Origin of the sequence: Salipiger bermudensis, assembly GCF_019801965.1 — a bacterium.
In the GTDB taxonomy this organism is placed as follows: Bacteria; Pseudomonadota; Alphaproteobacteria; order Rhodobacterales; family Rhodobacteraceae; genus Salipiger; species Salipiger bermudensis_A.
This window is the reverse complement of sequence record NZ_JAHVIA010000003.1, coordinates 363,497-379,825: the sequence shown is the minus strand read 5'-3', so window position 1 is coordinate 379,825 and position 16,329 is coordinate 363,497. Positions and strand designations below refer to the sequence as shown.

13 protein-coding genes are annotated in these 16,329 nt (G+C 68.3%); 3 read left to right on the top strand and 10 right to left on the bottom strand.

Features of this window, described 5'->3' with window-relative positions:
- Window positions 1-38 precede the first annotated feature (38 nt).
- The 7 genes from addA to regB all read right to left on the bottom strand — a co-directional run bounded on the left by addA (window position 39) and on the right by regB (window position 11,499).
- Window positions 39-3,416, bottom strand: a complete 3,378-nt coding sequence (addA, locus tag KUV62_RS08840; protein WP_222603316.1) for a double-strand break repair helicase AddA — start codon at window positions 3,414-3,416, stop codon at window positions 39-41.
- A complete protein-coding gene (gene addB, locus KUV62_RS08835; RefSeq protein WP_222603315.1) occupies window positions 3,413-6,343 on the bottom strand; it encodes a double-strand break repair protein AddB in 2,931 nt (976 codons plus the stop codon). The genes addA and addB overlap by 4 nt, the downstream gene beginning before the upstream one ends.
- Entirely contained in the window at window positions 6,336-7,016 is a 681-nt protein-coding gene (locus KUV62_RS08830) for a nucleotidyltransferase family protein (RefSeq protein ID WP_222603314.1), read from the bottom strand. Before KUV62_RS08830 ends, addB begins: the two co-directional genes overlap by 8 nt.
- Window positions 7,001-7,978 (bottom strand): aminoglycoside phosphotransferase family protein, encoded by a 978-nt coding sequence (locus tag KUV62_RS08825; protein ID WP_222603313.1) that lies wholly within the window; start codon window positions 7,976-7,978, stop codon window positions 7,001-7,003. Before KUV62_RS08825 ends, KUV62_RS08830 begins: the two co-directional genes overlap by 16 nt.
- A complete protein-coding gene (gene tsaE, locus KUV62_RS08820; protein ID WP_222603312.1) occupies window positions 7,975-8,448 on the bottom strand; it encodes a tRNA (adenosine(37)-N6)-threonylcarbamoyltransferase complex ATPase subunit type 1 TsaE in 474 nt (157 codons plus the stop codon). The genes KUV62_RS08825 and tsaE overlap by 4 nt, the downstream gene beginning before the upstream one ends.
- Before the next feature lie 56 nt (window positions 8,449-8,504).
- Window positions 8,505-9,998: a PAS-domain containing protein gene (locus KUV62_RS08815; protein ID WP_315901568.1), complete on the bottom strand. Its 1,494-nt coding sequence runs from the start codon at window positions 9,996-9,998 to the stop codon at window positions 8,505-8,507.
- A gap of 109 nt (window positions 9,999-10,107) precedes the next feature.
- On the bottom strand, window positions 10,108-11,499 hold the full coding sequence (gene regB / locus KUV62_RS08810) for a sensor histidine kinase RegB (protein ID WP_222603311.1): 1,392 nt from the start codon (window positions 11,497-11,499) through the stop codon (window positions 10,108-10,110).
- An 85-nt stretch (window positions 11,500-11,584) separates the two neighbouring features.
- On the opposite strand from regB, the gene KUV62_RS08805 reads away from it, so the two are divergent.
- Window positions 11,585-12,205: an SCO family protein gene (locus KUV62_RS08805; RefSeq protein WP_222603310.1), complete on the top strand. Its 621-nt coding sequence runs from the start codon at window positions 11,585-11,587 to the stop codon at window positions 12,203-12,205.
- Between the two features lie 81 nt (window positions 12,206-12,286).
- On the top strand, window positions 12,287-12,841 hold the full coding sequence (locus KUV62_RS08800) for an ActR/PrrA/RegA family redox response regulator transcription factor (RefSeq protein WP_007795793.1): 555 nt from the start codon (window positions 12,287-12,289) through the stop codon (window positions 12,839-12,841).
- Window positions 12,842-12,883: 42 nt separating this feature from the next.
- Here the strand turns inward: KUV62_RS08800 and KUV62_RS08795 are convergent, their stop codons facing one another.
- The 3 genes from KUV62_RS08795 to KUV62_RS08785 are packed head-to-tail and all read right to left on the bottom strand — an operon-like array spanning window position 12,884 to window position 14,654.
- Window positions 12,884-13,369, bottom strand: coding sequence for a GNAT family N-acetyltransferase (locus KUV62_RS08795; protein WP_222603309.1), 486 nt, complete (start codon window positions 13,367-13,369; stop codon window positions 12,884-12,886).
- Entirely contained in the window at window positions 13,366-13,962 is a 597-nt protein-coding gene (locus KUV62_RS08790) for an HD family hydrolase (protein WP_222603308.1), read from the bottom strand. The genes KUV62_RS08795 and KUV62_RS08790 overlap by 4 nt, the downstream gene beginning before the upstream one ends.
- A gap of 2 nt (window positions 13,963-13,964) precedes the next feature.
- Window positions 13,965-14,654 carry an FkbM family methyltransferase gene (locus KUV62_RS08785; RefSeq protein WP_222603307.1) on the bottom strand — a complete coding sequence of 230 codons (690 nt, stop codon included), beginning with the start codon at window positions 14,652-14,654 and terminating at the stop codon, window positions 13,965-13,967.
- A gap of 143 nt (window positions 14,655-14,797) precedes the next feature.
- Here KUV62_RS08785 and ahcY point away from each other — a divergent pair, with 143 nt between their 5' ends.
- A complete protein-coding gene (ahcY, locus tag KUV62_RS08780; RefSeq protein WP_222603306.1) occupies window positions 14,798-16,183 on the top strand; it encodes an adenosylhomocysteinase in 1,386 nt (461 codons plus the stop codon).
- The last annotated feature ends 146 nt before the right edge of the window (window positions 16,184-16,329 follow it).

The following is a 16,329-nucleotide window of genomic DNA, read 5'->3' as shown; positions in this document are numbered from 1 at the left end:
AACTTGAGGCGGGAAGGTAGGTATGGCCCGGCAGGAGGTCAAGCCGTTGTAGCGCGGGCCAGCGCCGCAGACACAAGATCGTGTGGCAGTGCCATGTAGCTTTGCGTCGCTGTCCAGATCAGCGCCGTTTCCACCTCGCGTCCCGGCCAGATCTGCGCCAACGCCGCCGCGTAGGCGCCCATCTGGCGCAGCAGCCCCTCGGGGACCTCGGCGGCCGTCGCAGGCACCGTCCGGTTCGACTTGAAGTCGACCGCGATGATCTTGTCGGGCGTCACGAGCAGCCGATCGATGATGCCGTGAATGCGCCCGACAGGCTCTATGCTGGCGGAAATCGGCACTTCGGCGAGGCTGCCGGGGGAAAAGAACGGCGCCAGCGCGGGCGTGTCGAGCACCGCGATGGCCTCCCCGGCGAGCCGCTCTGTTTCTTCCGGCAGCTCCTCGGCGATGGCCAGCACATGCGGCACCGCACCGGGGCGCGCCTCCGACGGCAAGGCCGAGAGATGCTCGAGCAGCAGGTGCAGGACGGTACCACGGAGCATCGCGGCCTCGGTGTCGTCGCCGGCCTCGCCGCCCAGCGCCTTGGGGCCGCCAAGGTTCGAGGGCGAGACCGCCTCGGTTGCCGCCTCCGGCACCGGCGCGGGATGGCGGAAGATCTCGGGCAGCTCCGCCTCGACACGCGGGGCCTCCTCGACGGTCTCGTGCGGCAGGTCGCTCCAGTCGGCGCGGCCCAGTGTCAGCCCCTCGCCGCTGCCCCAGCCGCCAAAGCCAAACTCGGTGGGTTCGGCGCCCGAGCGCTCCATGCCAAGCCGCACCTGATCGTACCAGGCGTTGCCCTGGCTGCCGAGCTTGCCGGCGGCGGCGACCACCAGCCACTTCTCCGCCCGGGTCAGAGCCACGTAGAGCAGCCGGTCGCGTTCGCGCTGACCGGCCTCCCTGGCCTCGGCAAGCGCCTGCGCCTGCACCTGCGGCTGGCCCTCGGCGCTGGCCTTCCAGACCGTGCCGGTCTCGCCCTCGAGCAGGCTGTCGCGGATCTGGCTGTTGGGCTCGGCGCAATCGGGAAGGATCACGATCGGCGCCTCGAGCCCCTTGGCACCGTGCACCGTCATCACCCGGATGCGGCTGCCCGCGCTGTCGGGGGCGCGCTTGATCTCGAGATCGTCGGTCTGCATCCACTCGAGGAAGCCGGTGAGCGAGGGCACCTCGGTCTGCTCGTAGGCCAGCGCCTGCGCGAGCAGCGCGTTGATGCCGTCCTCGGCCTCTTCGCCAAGCCGTCCGAGCAACCGCTTGCGCCCGTCATGGCGGGTCAGGATGCGCTCGATGAGATCGTAGGGGCGGAGGAAATCCGTCTCGCTGCGCAGATCGTCGAGCACCGACATCACACGCGGGAAAGCGTCTCTGTTCTTGCGCAACTCGGCCCAGAGATAGCCCTTGCGGCCCTGCGCCAGCGTGAAAAGCTGCTGCTGGCCCAGCCCGAAGAGCGGCGAGCGCAGCGCGGTGGCGAGCGAGAGGTCATCCTCGGGCGTGGCAAGGAAGGCCAGCAGCGCCCCGATATCCTTCACCGCCAGCTCCGACATCACCTTGAGCCGGTCGGCCCCGGCGATCGGCAGGCCATGCTGCTTGCAGGCGCGAATGATCTCGGAGAACAGCGTGCCGCGCCCGCGCACGAGGATCAGGAAATCGCCGGCATGGGCGGGGCGGGTCTTGTAACTGCCGCTATGGCCGATCTCTTCCGGCAGCGGCGTGCCGATGGTGCGGTCGATGAAGCCCGCGATGCGGTTGGCGAGGATCACCGCGTGATGACGCTGGCCGACCCGGTCGACCGGCTCGTACCAGTCGGCCTCCTCCTCGTCGTCCTTGGTCGGCTCCACATGCGGCCAGAGATCGACCCGGCCGGGCATCTCCGACTTGAAAGCGCGGTGCTTCTGATCCTGCGAGAACCCCGCCGCCTCGCGCCCGTCGAAGGTGTTGTCGACCAGCCGCAGGATCGGCTCGGCGGAGCGGAAGCTGTATTCCAGCATCATCCGGCTAAGCGGCGCCTCGGTGCGCTGCAGGCGCTCGGCGAACTCGTCGCACATGCGGTCGAACTCGCGCGGGTCGGCGCCCTGGAAGGAGTAGATCGACTGCTTCTTGTCACCCACTACGAAGATCGTGCGCCGCACATCGGCGCGCGCGCCCTCACCGGAGGTGAACTCATGCGCCAGCCGCTCGATCACCTGCCATTGCACCGGCGAGGTGTCCTGCGCCTCGTCGACGAGGATGTGGTCGATGCCGCCGTCGAGCCGGTAGAGCACCCATTCCGCCACCCGCTCGTCGGAGAGCAGATCGCGGGCGCGGATCACCAGATCGTCGAAATCGAGCCAGCCGCGGCGCTGCTTCTCGGTCTCGTAGGCGGGCAGGAAGGCCTGCGCGAAGCGGTGCAGCGCCAGCTCGCGCCCGACCGCGCCCAGCGCAAGGCGGGTCTGACGCGCCTGTTCGACCCTGCGCATGAGGTCTTCGAGCCTGTTCATCAAGGGCTCGAGCGCGCCGCTGCGTAGCGCCTTCGTGGGGAAGCTGCCGATCTTGGCGGTGAACGGCTCCTTGGCGGCCTTGCCGGTGAGCAGCACGCCCTCGAGGATCTGCAGCGCGTCGAGATCGGGGCCGCCGATCCGCGCCAGTTGCAGACCCGCCTTCTGGTCGTTCTTGCCCGAGCCGGCCAGCGCCGCCGCCACCTCGCGCAGCAACTCGACCTCGCCACCGAGGAAGACCGAGGCCAAGAGCGCCTCCTCGCTGTCATCCGGCGAAAGCCCATACATCGCGAGGATCTCCTCGCGCGACCGCGCCGGCAAGAAGGCCTCCTTGTTGCGGCACATCTCGGCCAGCAGCTTGTCGGGGTCGTCGGTCAGGAAGCGCGCAAGCTCGGCGACCAGAGCCTGTTGCGGGCCTTCCGAGAGCCTGTCGAGCACCTCGGCGCGCAAAAGCTGGGCCGCGCGGTCCTCCATCTCGTGAAACTGCGGCGAGACCCCGGCCTCGAGCGGAAAGCGCCGCAAGAGCGAGGCGCAGAAAGAGTGGATGGTCTGGATGCGCAAGCCGCCCGGCGTCTCGATGGCGCGGGCAAACAGCGTGCGGGCACCGGCCAGCCGCTCGGGCGGCAGCGGCCCGTCGAGCCCGAGCTGGCGCAGCTCGGTCCGCAGCGCCTCGTCATCCAGCATCGCCCAGGCGCCGAGACGGCGGAACAGCCGGTTCTGCATCTCGGTGGCGGCGGCCTTGGTGTAGGTCAGGCACAGGATGTGCTCGGGCAGCACCCCGTCAAGCAGCAGCCGCGCCACTCGGTCGGTGAGCACGCGGGTCTTGCCGGAGCCCGCATTGGCCGAAAGCCAGGTCGACAGATCCGGCCTTGCCGCCCGAACCTGCGCTTCGGTCGCCTCGTCGCGCTTCATTCCAGCACCTCGCGGTCGGCCTCGTCGATCACATCCCATTCGCCGAAGCGCGACAGGTGGTCATATTCCGACACGTCCTTCTCCCGCACCAATGCGGCGCGGGCGGTATAGCCGCGCTCAGGCTCGAACCAGCGGGTCATCAGCGTCTCAAACTCGGCCCAGACCTGCTGCGCCGGCATCTCCTCGAGCGGCGCCGGCACCTCGCGGGGATTGCTCGCAACAGAGACAAACACGGCCCGTTCGGTGTGTCGCGGTTGCAGATCCTTGAACGCCCCGCGCTCGACCATCGCCGCCTCAAGCAGCAGCTGCTTGTCGAAATGGCGCTGCTGGCTCTCGGTCGGGGCCGCGCCGGTCTTGTAATCGTAGAGATGCGCGCCGCCGCGGTTGTCGATGTCGATCCGGTCGGCCTTGCCGCGCAGGGTGAAGCCGAGCGCCGGGATCTCGGCATGGCCCATGATCTCGAAATGCGCCGGGCGGGCGATGCTCTGGCGATCCTGCTCGGTCTCGGCGAACCACTCCGCCACCCGCCCGAGCCGCGCTTGCCAAAGATGCCGCGTGGTCGGGTAAGGCACGCGCTCCGGGTCACCGATCAACGCCGTTGTGCGCCTGAGCAGGGCCTCGGTGGTGAGCTGCGTCGGGTCAGCAAGGCTCTCCTTGACGAACTCCTCGAGCACCTCGTGGATCAGGATGCCGCGCAGCAGAGCGTCGGGGGCGCGCTGCAGCGGGTTGAGCGGCGAGAGCTTCAGCACCCTCTTGGCGTAGATGTGGAACGGGTCGCGGATCAGGTGCTTGATCTCGGTGACCGAGAGGCTGACCGGGCGCGCCTCCCTTGGCGGCGCCGGCGAGGGCCGGGTCGCGGGCGGGCTCGGCTGCGGCTTTTCCAGCGCGCGCCCCAGCGCCAGCCAATGACTGCCACGCGCCTTCATCGCCGCCAGCGCCTGCGGCCCGCTGCGGTCGGGCAGGCCGTTCATCAGGTTCATCAGGCGGTTGAGCCAGCGCGAGGGCACCGTCTCGGCATCGTCGGATTTCATCGCGCGGGTCAGCCAGACCTGCGGCGCGGCCACCGCCTGCTGGAAATCATGCGCCGCGAGCCCGATGCGCCGCTCGGGCACCAGAAGCCCCGCCTTGTACCGCATCCGGCGGTTCAGCCACGGATCCGCGCCCGGCAGCTCCGGCCACGAGCCCTCGTTGAGCCCGCCGAGGATCAGCAGATCGGCCCCCATGACGCGGGCCTCGAGTGTGCCCCAGATCAGGATGCGCGGGTGCGGCGCGTCGCGGTCGCGCAGCTCGTGCTGCTGCAGGATCGCGGCGAAGAGATCGCCATAGTCGCGCGCGTCGAGATCGGTGCCGAAACCGGCCTCCTCGCGCAGCCCCTCGACCACCGACCGCGCCTTGCGCCCGGCGGCCTCCTTCCAGAGCTCGGAGTCGTCCCCCTTTGGCCCTGCGGCAATGGCTTCCGCGCGGGCGACATGCTCCTCGATCCAGTCCGACAGCGCACGCTTGCCGCGCTGGGGCGGCTGGCAGAAGCACTCGGCGACCCAGTTGGCCCAGTCCTCGTTCGTTTCCGCCACGCCCCAGGCGCGGATCAGCTCGGGGCGCGGATAGGGCCAGGATTGCTTGCGGATATGCAGCTCGAGCTCGCGGGTGGCGCGCAGGTGCTCGCCCCGGTCGTGGCCGGAATGGCAGAGCGGGTGCTTGAGCAGCGTCAGCAGCGCCTCGGCGGTCAGATCCTGCTGGAACAGGGTCGAAACGTGGCGCAGGAAACGCCCCGGCGGCGAGAGCTGCAGCGGTGTGCCGGCGGAATCGTCGGGCAGTATGTTCCAGCGGTCGAGCGCCGCCGTCACCTGCCGGGTCAGCATCCGGTCCGGGGTGATCAGCGCCGCCGTCAGCCCCTCCTCGGCGGCCTGCCGCAGGCGCAGGGCGATGGCGGTGGCCTCGTCGCGCTGCGAGGCGGCCTCGACCAGCGTCAGATCCTCGGTGGCGGCGATCAGGTCGGGCAGCATCGGCCCCTCGTCGCGCCACTGGTCGGTGACGGGCGCCGGACGCAGCGCCAGCGAGATCAGCCGGTTGCGCGCCGCACTCGGCGGCTCGGCTGCGGACCAGCGCAGCACCTCTTCGGCCTGCATCCCGAGATCGTTCATCAGCTTGGCGAAGCGGAACTGCGGGTGATCCTCGCTCGAGAGCGCATCGGTCAGCCCGTGCCAGACGCTGTCGGGCGTATCGAAATCGAACCCCGGCAGCACCAGTGCGCCCTGCGGCAGCCGCGCCACGGCGCGCATCAGCTCGTTGGTGCCGCCGCGCGAGCCGGTGGAACCGGCCAGGATCACTGGGTGCTCGGGCGGGTGTTCCTCCCAGTCCGACAATCTTTGTTTCAGCGCAAGACGGCGAAACGCGGTGGTGTCGGGGGCATCCTCGGCGCTGTCGAAATAGCGTTGCACGATGTTGAGAAAGCTCAGCGCGCGCTGCCAGTGGCCGGACTCGTCGCTGACATCGAGCGCGGCGATATCCTCGGGCGAGACGCCCTCGTCCTGCATCTCGTCCATCAGCGTGGCGAGGCTGTCGGCGAGATCGAAAAGCGCGGTGCGAGGGGCGAGATCGGGCTGCGCATCGAGCAGGCTCGAGACCAGCCCCGTCAACTCCAGCCGCCGCCGGAGCGGCGAGACCGGCGCCGGAAGATGCGCCAGCGCGATCGGGTCGGCAACATTGCTCAGGAGCCGGATGCGCGGCAGCAGCGTTGCCGCGCCGCGATCAAAGATCTGCCGGATGCGCCGCGCCATGCGGGTGGTGTTGACGATCAGCTCGACCCGCGCCATCGCCTCGGGCGGCTGGCCCTGCATGCGCGCGCAGAGCCCCGCGACCAGTGCCTCGGGGAAATCAATGCCGGGCGCGACGGCAAAGACGCGGGGGGCGACGGAGGGCTCAAACATCGGTCGCCAGCATCTCTTCGGCGAGGCGGATGCCCTCGGGATGGCCCACGTCGCACCATTTCCCGGGATAGGGCAGACCGAAAAGTCGGCCCTCTTCGGCCATCCGGTTCCAAAGCAGGTTCAGCGAGAAAACAGGCTCTAATACAGCCTGAAGCGTGTCGGTCCTGACGATCTGCGCACCAGTATAGACGAAGTCTCCGCCGCGCTGGAGCTGACCGCCCGGGGCGATCTCGAAATCGCCGCCGCCCTTGCGCCCGATGGCGCTGCCAAGCGGCACACAGAGCAGCAGCGCGTCCATGCGCGCGGGATCCCAGGCCTCGGCCAGCAGGCGCAGCGGGTTGGGGCCGGACCAGACGGCGTCGGTGTTGAGGGTAAAGACCGGGTCGGCCCCGAGCAGCGGAAGCGCCAGGCGCAGGCCGCCGCCGGTGTCGAGGATCTCGGGCTCTTCGCGCGAGACAGCCACATCGCGGGGTGCGAGATGCGCCTCGAGTTGGTCGGCACGGTAATGCGCGTTGGCGACGCGGCGCAGCGGGCCGAACCCCTCGGCCAGGTCCAGCGCGTGGTCGATGAGGGGCTTGCCCGCCACCTCGATCAGCGGCTTCGGGCGGTCGGCCGTCAGGGCGCCCATGCGGGTGCCGAAACCGGCGGCGAAGAGCATCAGGGCGTCGGGCATGGGGATTTCAGCCTTTGCAGGATCTCGGGCGTGGGCGCGGGAAGCGCCGGATGCAGGATCGCGGCGACCTCCGCAAGGGCCGGATGGCGCAGATCGGCCTGCAGGTGGCCCCAGACGCGCGGGATCAGGTCGATATAGCCGGGCTTGCCCCGGGTCGCGGCCAGCCGGGCAAAGACGCCGAGAATGCGCAGGTTGCGCTGCGCGCCGAGCACCGCGAGGGCGGTGCGGAAGGGGGCCTCGGGCAGGCCGGTTTGATCGAGATAGTGACGGATCGCGGCCTCTGCGGTCTCGGGGGAAACATCGCGGCGGGCGTCTTCGATCAGCGAGACGAGATCATAGGCGCGGTGGCCTTGCAGCGCGTCCTGGAAATCGAGCAGACCGGCGCGGGCGCGGCCTTCGCGCTCGGGCAGCCAGAGGATGTTTTCGGCGTGATAGTCGCGCAGGATCATCACGTCGGTATCGGGCGCGTGGGCTGCGAGCACGCGCTCGAAGGCGGTGGCGCAGGCCTCGGCGGTGCCGGGTTGCGGGGTCTGGCCGGCATTGCTGGCATAACAGGTGAAGGCGAGGTCGGTCATCGCCGCGAGGGTTCGCGGCGTCGCTTCGAGCAGATCCGGCGGCGGCGCGTGGCGATGGAGGGCGATCAGCGCGTCGGTTGCGGCGAGATAGAGCCTCTTTTCTGTGCCGGGATCGCTGGCGAGCCGGGCGATCAGACCATCGCCCAGATCCTCGAGCAGCAGCTTTCCCGGCGCTTCGGCATAGATCTCTGGTGCGCTGAGCCCGAGCGAACGCAGGTGCCGAGAGAGCCGGGCGAAGAGCGCGGTGTCGCCCTCGGGATCGTCCATCAGGATGGCGCGCTCCGCCCCCTTGGCGAGCCGCGTGTAGCGGCGGGTGGAGGCATCTCCGGCGATCGGCGCTACGGTGGCATCGGCCCAGTCGGCCTCAGCGAGGAAGGTATCGGTCATGCGGTCAGCTCCGCCACGATGGGCGCCCAGCGCGGATCGCTCCAGTCGAGCGCCAGCGCGCGGCTGTCCTCCGCTACGCCGACGTCGAAGCTCAGGGAGAGCGCGTCGGCCGGGGCGAGATCCTCGAGCCGGTCGGGCCACTCGACAAGGCAGATCGCGGTCTCGAAGGCATCGGCGAGGCCGAGCTCCTCGCATTGATCCGGGTCGGAGAGGCGATAGAGATCCGCGTGCCAGAGCTCGCCGGCGGCGGTGTCGTAGACCTGCACCAGCGTGAAGGTCGGCGAGGGCACATCCTCCGGCGCGTCTTGCAGGGCGTGGATCAGGCAGCGGGCGAAATGGGTCTTTCCGGCCCCGATGCCGCCCGAGAGCAGCAGCACGTCGCCGGGCGAGAGCCGCGTCGCCAGCTTTCCGGCGAGGGCACAGGTCGCCTCGGGCGAGGTCAGGGTGAGGACGGCGCGCGGCGAGGTCATGGCGGCGAAGATACCGCCCCGCCCCGCCGGTGCAAGAGCGATCCGCGCCCCTTCGTTCAGCTTGTCGCCAGCGCCTCCGGCTGCGGCGCGGCGAGCGGGGCGAAGCGCACCAGCGTCGCACCGCCGGGCAGCGGCTCGGCGTGGCAGCGCAGCCTGCGCCCATCGAGATCCACCAGCTCCGCATCCCAGGCGGCACGTTCACGCTGGGTCGTCACGAAATCGCGCAGCTCCGACCAGATCGGGCTTGGCCGGAACGCCGCCTGCCAGGTGCGGGTGGCCTCGCCGATGCCGAGATCGGCAGGGCTCTCCTCCGGATCGGCGCCCCACATCTCGCGGTAGGCGGCATTGCAGGACGCCAGCGTTCCGAGCCGCGAGAACACCGCGATCGCATCCTCGAGACTGTCGAGCACCGATTGCGAGGTCTCGAGCTCCTGTCGGAAATGCCGGGTGAGCTTCACCTCGGCGCTGATGTCTTCGAACAGGAAGGCGATACCACCATCAGGATGCGGCCGCCCGGTCATCCGGTAGGTGGCTCCCGAGGGCAGCGACCAGGTCTCGACATGATGGTCGCTGCTGGCGGCGGCGATGACCTCGCCGAGCTTGTCGCGCCAGCTGCGATAATCGCGCGGCTCGGGCAGGACCTGCCGGTCGCGCAGCATGTCGAAGAAGCTGAGCAGGTTCGGCCGCCCGGTCAGGAAATCCGCGGGCAGCTGCGTGAGATCGAGCAGCGCGGGATTGAACAGCACCAGCCGCCGCTCCTTGTCGAATACCGCGAGCGCGATCGGCAGATGCGCGAAGATCCGGGTCAATGTCTGCAGGAAATTGCGCTGCGTGGTCTCCGCCGCGATCACCGCGTCGATGTTCTGGGCGTAATGCAACCAACCGTCCGAGAGCCGGCAGGACTGCACCTCGTACCACGACAGCGTTTCGGCCTCGACGCTGCCGACGCTGGTGCGGGTGACGCGCAGCGCCTGCGCAGGATCCGGGCGCACCGCGAAGGGCGCGGTGCCGACCTGGGCGCGCAGATCCTCGTAGATCGCATTGCTCCAAGTCAGCGCATGATCCGTGTCGGTCATCCAGATGGCGAGCGGGGCGCGCGCCACGATGCGCCGCAGCCGCGCCAGCTCCGGCTCATGACTGCGCAGGCGCAAGGCCTCTCCGGCCGGAAGCGGCGGCACGCGCAGGATGAGCCGCACGGTCTCGTCTTCGGGGATCACGGTGAGCCGGGTCTGGGGATCCTGCTCGGCTGCGAGGCTCGTCGCGCGGTGCAGCAGATCCGGCGGCAGGGTGCCGAAGATCGGCTGCAGCGCGGCGGCGACCTCGGCCCAGCCGATCGCGTCGTCACCGCTGCGCTCGAGCAGGCGATCCGCCTGCGACGAGCTCTCGGTCACCAGGCCGTCGCGCAGCACCATCGTGATGGGCGCATCCGCCGCCATCCCGGGCGGCGGCTCCGGCGCACGGCGACCGGCGTGACTGACCAGCCATCCGGCAAGAAACGCCGCGCCGCCGGCCCCGAGCCCGGTGAAGAGAGCAAGCACTGGTTCGACCACGGTGCATATTCCTGAGGTTGTCCCAGCTCAACCGCTACAGCATAAAGAGTTAACTCCGGGTTAAGCCAAGATTAACCCAAGGTTAAAGCTTGCGAGACGCTGCGCGCATTCACGGTCGGAAAGGCTGGTTCTCGCCCATGCCGGTGCCAACCGGGCTCGCCGGCGGCACGATGCTGGCGCGGGGCCAGACCACCTCGACGATGGCGCCGGTCCTCGGACCCGGCGCCCGGCCGGAGGACGGCTCCGCAGCGTTGGCGAAGCTGAGCTCGGCGCCGCTGCGCTCGAGCAGGGTCTTGGCGATGAACAGGCCCAGCCCCATGCCCTCGTATTCCGGCCGCGCCCGCCGGTCGGCTTCGCTGCGCCGCCGGCGCAGCAGCGGGTCGCCGAGCCGCCCGATCAGGTGCGACGGGAAGCCCGCGCCGTCATCGAGAATTCGCACCGTGACGCTGTCGGCATCCCAGAGCGCCTCGACCCAAACTGAGCTGCTGGCGAAATCGACCGCGTTCTGGATCAGGTTGCGCAGCCCGTGGATGACCTCGGGCCGGCGCAGGATCTGCGGCACCACCGGATCGTCCGGGTCGGGCCGGGTCTCGATGCCGATCTCCTTGCCGCGCCCCTCATGCGGCTCGGCGGCTTCGCGGATCACCTCGGTCAGCGGCGCCTGCCGCATCTGCAGGTCATCCTTGCCGGCGCGGCCCATGCTGCGCAGGATATCGCGGCAGCGGTCGGCCTGATCGCGGATCAGCCGTGCATCCTCCTGTTGGTCGGGGCGATCGTCGAGATCCTCGATCAGCTCGGCGGAGGTCAGCTTGATGGTGGCCAGCGGCGTGCCCAGCTCATGTGCAGCAGCGGCCACCACGCCGCCCAGATCGTTGAGTTTCTGGGCCCGGCCCAGCGCCATCTGCGTCGCGATGAGCGCGTCGGACATCGCGTTCATCTCGGTGGTGACCCGGCGGGCGTAGACCGAGATGAAGACCAGCGCGATGGAGATCGCCACCCATTCGCCGAAGATGAACACCTGCGGCAGCTCCAGAACCTCGCCGTTCATCGGGCGCAGCGGGATGTGCACGAAGGCCATGATCGTCACCAGCACGAAGGCGGTGGCGTTGAGCAGGATGGTCGAGCGCAGCGACAGCACCGTGGCCGAGACCGTCACCGGCGCCAGCACCAGCATCGAGAACGGGTTGTTGAGACCGCCGGTGAGAAACAGCAGGAACGACAGCTGCAACAGGTCGAACATGACCATCAACGTGTTCTCGGTCTCCGACAGGCGCTTGTTCTCCGGGAAGACAAACATCGCGACCAGGTTGCCGGCCACCGACACGCCCACCGCGAGGTAGCAGAGCCCGAGCTCGAGCTGCAGCTCATAAAGCTGGCGGGCCACCGAGATGGCGATGAGCTGGCCCCCGATGGCGACCCAGCGCAGGACGATCATGGTCCGCAGGCGGATGAAATTGCCGCGCTGGTCCTCGTCCAGCAATCCCAGGTCTTCTTCGCCCATCTGCGCGCTTTCGTCTCTTTGATCCGGCCCGGGCAATTGTTAGGTCTGCGGCACAGGATACGCAAACAACTCCGGGACCTCCTCCATGCGCTGGATCGCCGCCGTCGCCGCCGCACTCGTTCTCGCTCTTTTGCTCGGGGGGATATGGTTCGTCACCCGCCCCTCCGACGTGGCCGACCGCTTCGAGCCCTGCCGCTCGGGGGCCATTGCCGGCGGTGCCGGGCAGATCGGCGGGCCGTTCGAGCTGGTGAATGCGCAAGGCGAGACGGTGACCGACAAGGACGTCATCACCGAGCCGACGCTGCTCTATTTCGGCTATACCTTCTGCCCCGATGTCTGCCCGCTCGACACCGTGCGCAACGCCGAGGCGGTCGACCTGCTCGAGGCGCAGGGCAAGATGGTGACACCGGTCTTCATCACCATCGACCCCGAGCGCGATACCCCCGAGGCGGTTGGTGACTTTGCGCACAACGTGCATGAGCGGATGATCGGCCTGACCGGCTCGCCCGAGCAGATCCAGGCCGCGAGCCAGGCTTACCGGACCTATTACAAGAAGCAGGACGGCGACGACGAGTTCTACCTCGTCGATCACTCGACCTTCACCTACCTGGTGCTGCCCGAATATGGCTTCGTCGAATATTTCCGCCGCGACAAGACCCCTGAGGAGGTCGCCACCACAGCGGCCTGCTTCATCGACCGGATGTAACAACTGCGACAAGTCGGTTTGACCCTTCCCACCCCGCGGGATATTTAAATCAGCGGGATAAGTAGGGTTGAGGGAACGCACGTGTCGGAACACAAGATCGAAGACCTTGGCGACGATCGCTCGCTGCTTCTTGTCGACGATGACGAGCCGTTCCTGAGACGCCTCGCCAAGGCGATGGAAAAGCGCGGCTTCGAGGTCGAGACCGCCGACTCCGTTGCCGGGGGTCGCGCCATCGCCACCGCACGCCCGCCGGCCTATGCGGTGGTCGACCTGCGGCTCGAGGACGGCAACGGGCTCGACGTGGTCGAGGTGCTGCGCGAGCGCCGCCCCGACTCGCGCATCGTCGTGCTGACCGGCTACGGCGCCATCGCCACCGCGGTCGCCGCGGTCAAGATCGGCGCCACCGACTACCTGTCGAAGCCCGCCGATGCCACCGACATCACCAACGCGCTGCTGTCGAAGGGCGATGACCTGCCGCCGCCGCCGGAGAACCCGATGAGCGCCGACCGGGTGCGCTGGGAGCACATCCAGCGGGTCTACGAGCTTTGCGACCGCAACGTCTCGGAGACCGCGCGCCGGCTCAACATGCACCGCCGCACCCTGCAGCGCATCCTCGCCAAGCGCTCGCCGCGCTGAGCGCATCGCGTCATATGAGGTGGAGCGCTGTGGAGGCTGCGCTCAGAGGTCGTAGCGCTTGAGCACCTTGTCGACGACCTGCCCGTTGGCCATGACATAGCCGCGAATGACGCCGTAATCTTCGAAACCGCGGCTCTGGTAATAGATCAGCCCGCCCTCGTTGTCGGCGCGGATCTCGGCGTTGATCCAGGCATAGCCCGCGGCCCGAGCCGCCCGCGTGGTTGCCTCGAAGAGCTTCGAGCCGATGCCGAGCCCGGTCCTGCCGATGCGGGAGAAGGTGGCGATCTGGCCCACGGTCTCGCCATGTTCGCGATGCGGCTCGATCCACTGGAACCCCATCAGCTCGCCCGCCGCATCCTCGGCCACGTGCCAGATCGAGCGCGGGTCGGCCTCCATCTTGTTCAACAGGCTCTCGCGGCTCACCGGGTCGGTGAGCGCGGTGGTGCCGCCGGCCTCGATGATCTCGTTCAGCAGCTCGGCCATCTGGCGGGCGTCGAGCGGCGCGGCACGGCGGGTGGTGATGGTCATGGCAGTTGCTCCAACAGTTCGGCGTGGCGCGCGGTGAAGGCGTGGCGGGCCTCGACCGGCGGGCGCAGGTGGATGTCGAGCCCTTCCATCAGCGCATCATCCGGCCGGCCGAAGAACTTCTTCGCCTCGGCGTCGGTGAAACCCGCGATCTGCGTTGCCTCCATGTAGGCAGAGACCATATCGGCCTTCTTGATGCGCTTCTTGAGCGTCACCGGGCAGAGCGCCGGCAGGCCGAAACGGATGTGGATCGCCGCCTCGAGCCGCTTGTCGAGCTCCTTGTATTCCGGCCCCACCGCCGCCTTCACCGGCGAGATCATGTCACCGATGACGTATTCCGGCGCGTCGTGCAGCAGCGCGGTGAGCTGCTGGGCCGGTGTGGCATTGGGATACATCCGGCTGAACAGCGCTTCGACCAGAAGCGAATGCTCGGCCACCGAGTAGGGGAAATCGCCCTCGGTCTGGCCGTTCCAGCGCGCCACGAAGGCGAGCCCGTGGGCGATGTCCTCGATCTCGATATCGACCGGGGTCGGGTCGAGCAGATCGAGCCTGCGGCCCGAGAGCATCCGTTGCCAGGCGCGGCTCTGTTTCGGCATGATCAGACCTCCAGGGGGTCGGTGCTGTAGACGTGATTGCTGTGCAGCTTGCCGCGATGGGCATAGCCGAGGCCCCGGAAGGTGCGGCGAATCCAGGCCTCCTGCCGGAAATACTCCAGCACGAGGATCGGGCGCCAGCGGTGCACGATATGCCAGGCGCCGCGCAGCGCCTGCTTCTCGTGGCCCTCGACATCGAGCTGCAGGATCGAGACCTTGCGCGCCAGCGGCACCGTGTAATCGAGCATCACCGCCGCAACAGGCTCGATCCCCTCCCCAGGCGCCTCGACGAAATGCGACAGGCCGCCGAGCGAGCGGCCCTCTTCATCGCGGGTGCGGAACAGCACCTCTTCGTCGCGGTTCGACAGCGCCGCGTTGGTCAGCTCGACATTGCTCAGCCCGTTGAGCGCGATGGTCTCGCGCGCGGCGGCGTAATTGCCCGGGTTCGGCTCGAACGCCCAGAGCTTGCGACCCTCCGCCAGCCCGGTGGAGAGCGCCGGCAGGAAATCCCCGAAGAAGGTGCCGGCGTGGATGATATCGCCGTCGCTTGCGTGCTTCCGCATGAAGCGCAGCGTGTCGGGCTCGTAGGCGCGGCCCGCGATCACCGCCTTCGCGGCGGGCCGGTTCTCGAGCCCCTTCGGCACGCAGTAGCGCCCGTATTCGTTCGAGGGGTAGACTGCGTCGGCCTCGTCCATGTCCTGCCCTTCGCCTGGTGTGCCCTGCCGTCGCGGCAGCGTTATCCTTCTGTTGGTGCCATTTTCTGATCCACGTTGCCGGGCAATACAAGGGATGCTACCTCCCACCTCAAATCCGCAATGCAGGAATGGAGCGCCGGAACATGGCTGAAGACTATATCGTCAAGGACATCGCACTGGCCGAGTTCGGCCGCAAGGAACTGGATATCGCCGAAACCGAGATGCCGGGCCTGATGGCCTGCCGCGCCGAGTTTGGCGAAGAGCAGCCGCTCAAGGGCGCTCGCATCGTCGGCTCGCTGCACATGACGATCCAGACCGCCGTGCTGATCGAGACCCTCGTGGCGCTCGGAGCCGACGTCCGCTGGGCCTCGTGCAACATCTTCTCGACCCAGGACCACGCCGCCGCCGCCATCGCCGCCGGCGGCACCCCGGTCTTCGCGATCAAGGGACAGACCCTGACCGAGCACTGGGATTACCTCGATCGCTCCTTCCAGTTCCCCGAAGGCGCCAACATGATCCTCGACGATGGCGGCGACGCCACGCTCTACATCCTTCTTGGCGCGCGTGCCGAGGCGGGCGAGGATCTGGGCGTGCCGACCTCGGAAGAGGAAGAGGTGATCCACGCGCAGATCAAGAAGCGCATGGCGCAGAGCCCGGGCTGGTTCACCAAGACCCGCGAGGCGATCATGGGCGTCTCGGAAGAGACCACCACCGGCGTGCACCGTCTCTATGACCTGCAGAAGAAGGGTCTGCTGCCCTTCCCGGCGATCAACGTGAACGACTCCGTCACCAAGTCGAAATTCGACAACAAGTACGGCTGCAAGGAATCCCTCGTCGACGGCATCCGCCGCGCCACCGACACCATGATGGCCGGCAAGGTCGCCGTGGTCTGCGGCTATGGCGATGTGGGCAAGGGCTCGGCCGCCTCGCTGCGCGGCGCTGGCGCCCGCGTCAAGGTCACCGAGGCCGACCCGATCTGCGCCCTGCAGGCCGCCATGGACGGCTTCGAGGTGGTGCTGCTGGAAGACGTGGTCTCGAGCGCCGACATCTTCATCACCACCACCGGCAACAAGGACGTGATCCGCATCGAGCACATGCGCGAGATGAAGGACATGGCCATCGTCGGCAACATCGGCCACTTCGACAACGAGATCCAGGTGGCCTCTCTGAAGAACCACAAGTGGACCAACATCAAGGACCAGGTGGACATGATCGAGATGCCCTCGGGCGCCCGCATCATCCTGCTCTCGGAAGGCCGCCTGCTGAACCTCGGCAACGCCACCGGCCACCCGAGCTTCGTCATGTCGGCCTCGTTCACCAACCAGGTGCTGGCGCAGATCGAGCTCTACAAGAACGGCGACCAGTACGAGAACAAGGTCTACATCCTGCCCAAGCATCTCGATGAAAAGGTCGCACGCCTGCATCTCGACCGCATCGGCGTCAAGCTGACCACGCTCTCGCCCGAGCAGGCCGCCTATATCGGCGTCACGCCGGAAGGCCCGTTCAAGCCGGAACATTACCGCTACTGATCATCCGGCGGGCATCGCTGCCGGCCCTTCGATCGCGAGACGCCCCGCCACCCGCGCGGGGCGTCTTCTTTTCTGGCTCCTGCTTTCCCGCGTGATAGATCAGAGCCGTGCCGCGCTGCGGCAGGACGGATCTAGGGAAGGAAAAG

Excerpts from the sequence above, each read along its gene's own strand:
- KUV62_RS08805 (WP_222603310.1), top strand. The coding sequence starts at position 11,585 with ATGCGCTGGATCGCCGCCGTCGCCGCCGCACTCGTTCTCGCTCTTTTG.
- tsaE (WP_222603312.1), bottom strand. The coding sequence starts at position 8,448 with ATGACCTCGCCGCGCGCCGTCCTCACCCTGACCTCGCCCGAGGCGACC.
- KUV62_RS08790 (WP_222603308.1), bottom strand. The coding sequence starts at position 13,962 with ATGCCGAAACAGAGCCGCGCCTGGCAACGGATGCTCTCGGGCCGCAGG.
- addA (WP_222603316.1), bottom strand. The coding sequence starts at position 3,416 with ATGAAGCGCGACGAGGCGACCGAAGCGCAGGTTCGGGCGGCAAGGCCG.
- KUV62_RS08785 (WP_222603307.1), bottom strand. The coding sequence starts at position 14,654 with ATGGACGAGGCCGACGCAGTCTACCCCTCGAACGAATACGGGCGCTAC.
- addB (WP_222603315.1), bottom strand. The coding sequence starts at position 6,343 with ATGTTTGAGCCCTCCGTCGCCCCCCGCGTCTTTGCCGTCGCGCCCGGC.
- KUV62_RS08825 (WP_222603313.1), bottom strand. The coding sequence starts at position 7,978 with ATGACCGATACCTTCCTCGCTGAGGCCGACTGGGCCGATGCCACCGTA.
- KUV62_RS08795 (WP_222603309.1), bottom strand. The coding sequence starts at position 13,369 with ATGACCATCACCACCCGCCGTGCCGCGCCGCTCGACGCCCGCCAGATG.
- regB (WP_222603311.1), bottom strand. The coding sequence starts at position 11,499 with ATGGGCGAAGAAGACCTGGGATTGCTGGACGAGGACCAGCGCGGCAAT.
- KUV62_RS08830 (WP_222603314.1), bottom strand. The coding sequence starts at position 7,016 with ATGCCCGACGCCCTGATGCTCTTCGCCGCCGGTTTCGGCACCCGCATG.
- ahcY (WP_222603306.1), top strand. The coding sequence starts at position 14,798 with ATGGCTGAAGACTATATCGTCAAGGACATCGCACTGGCCGAGTTCGGC.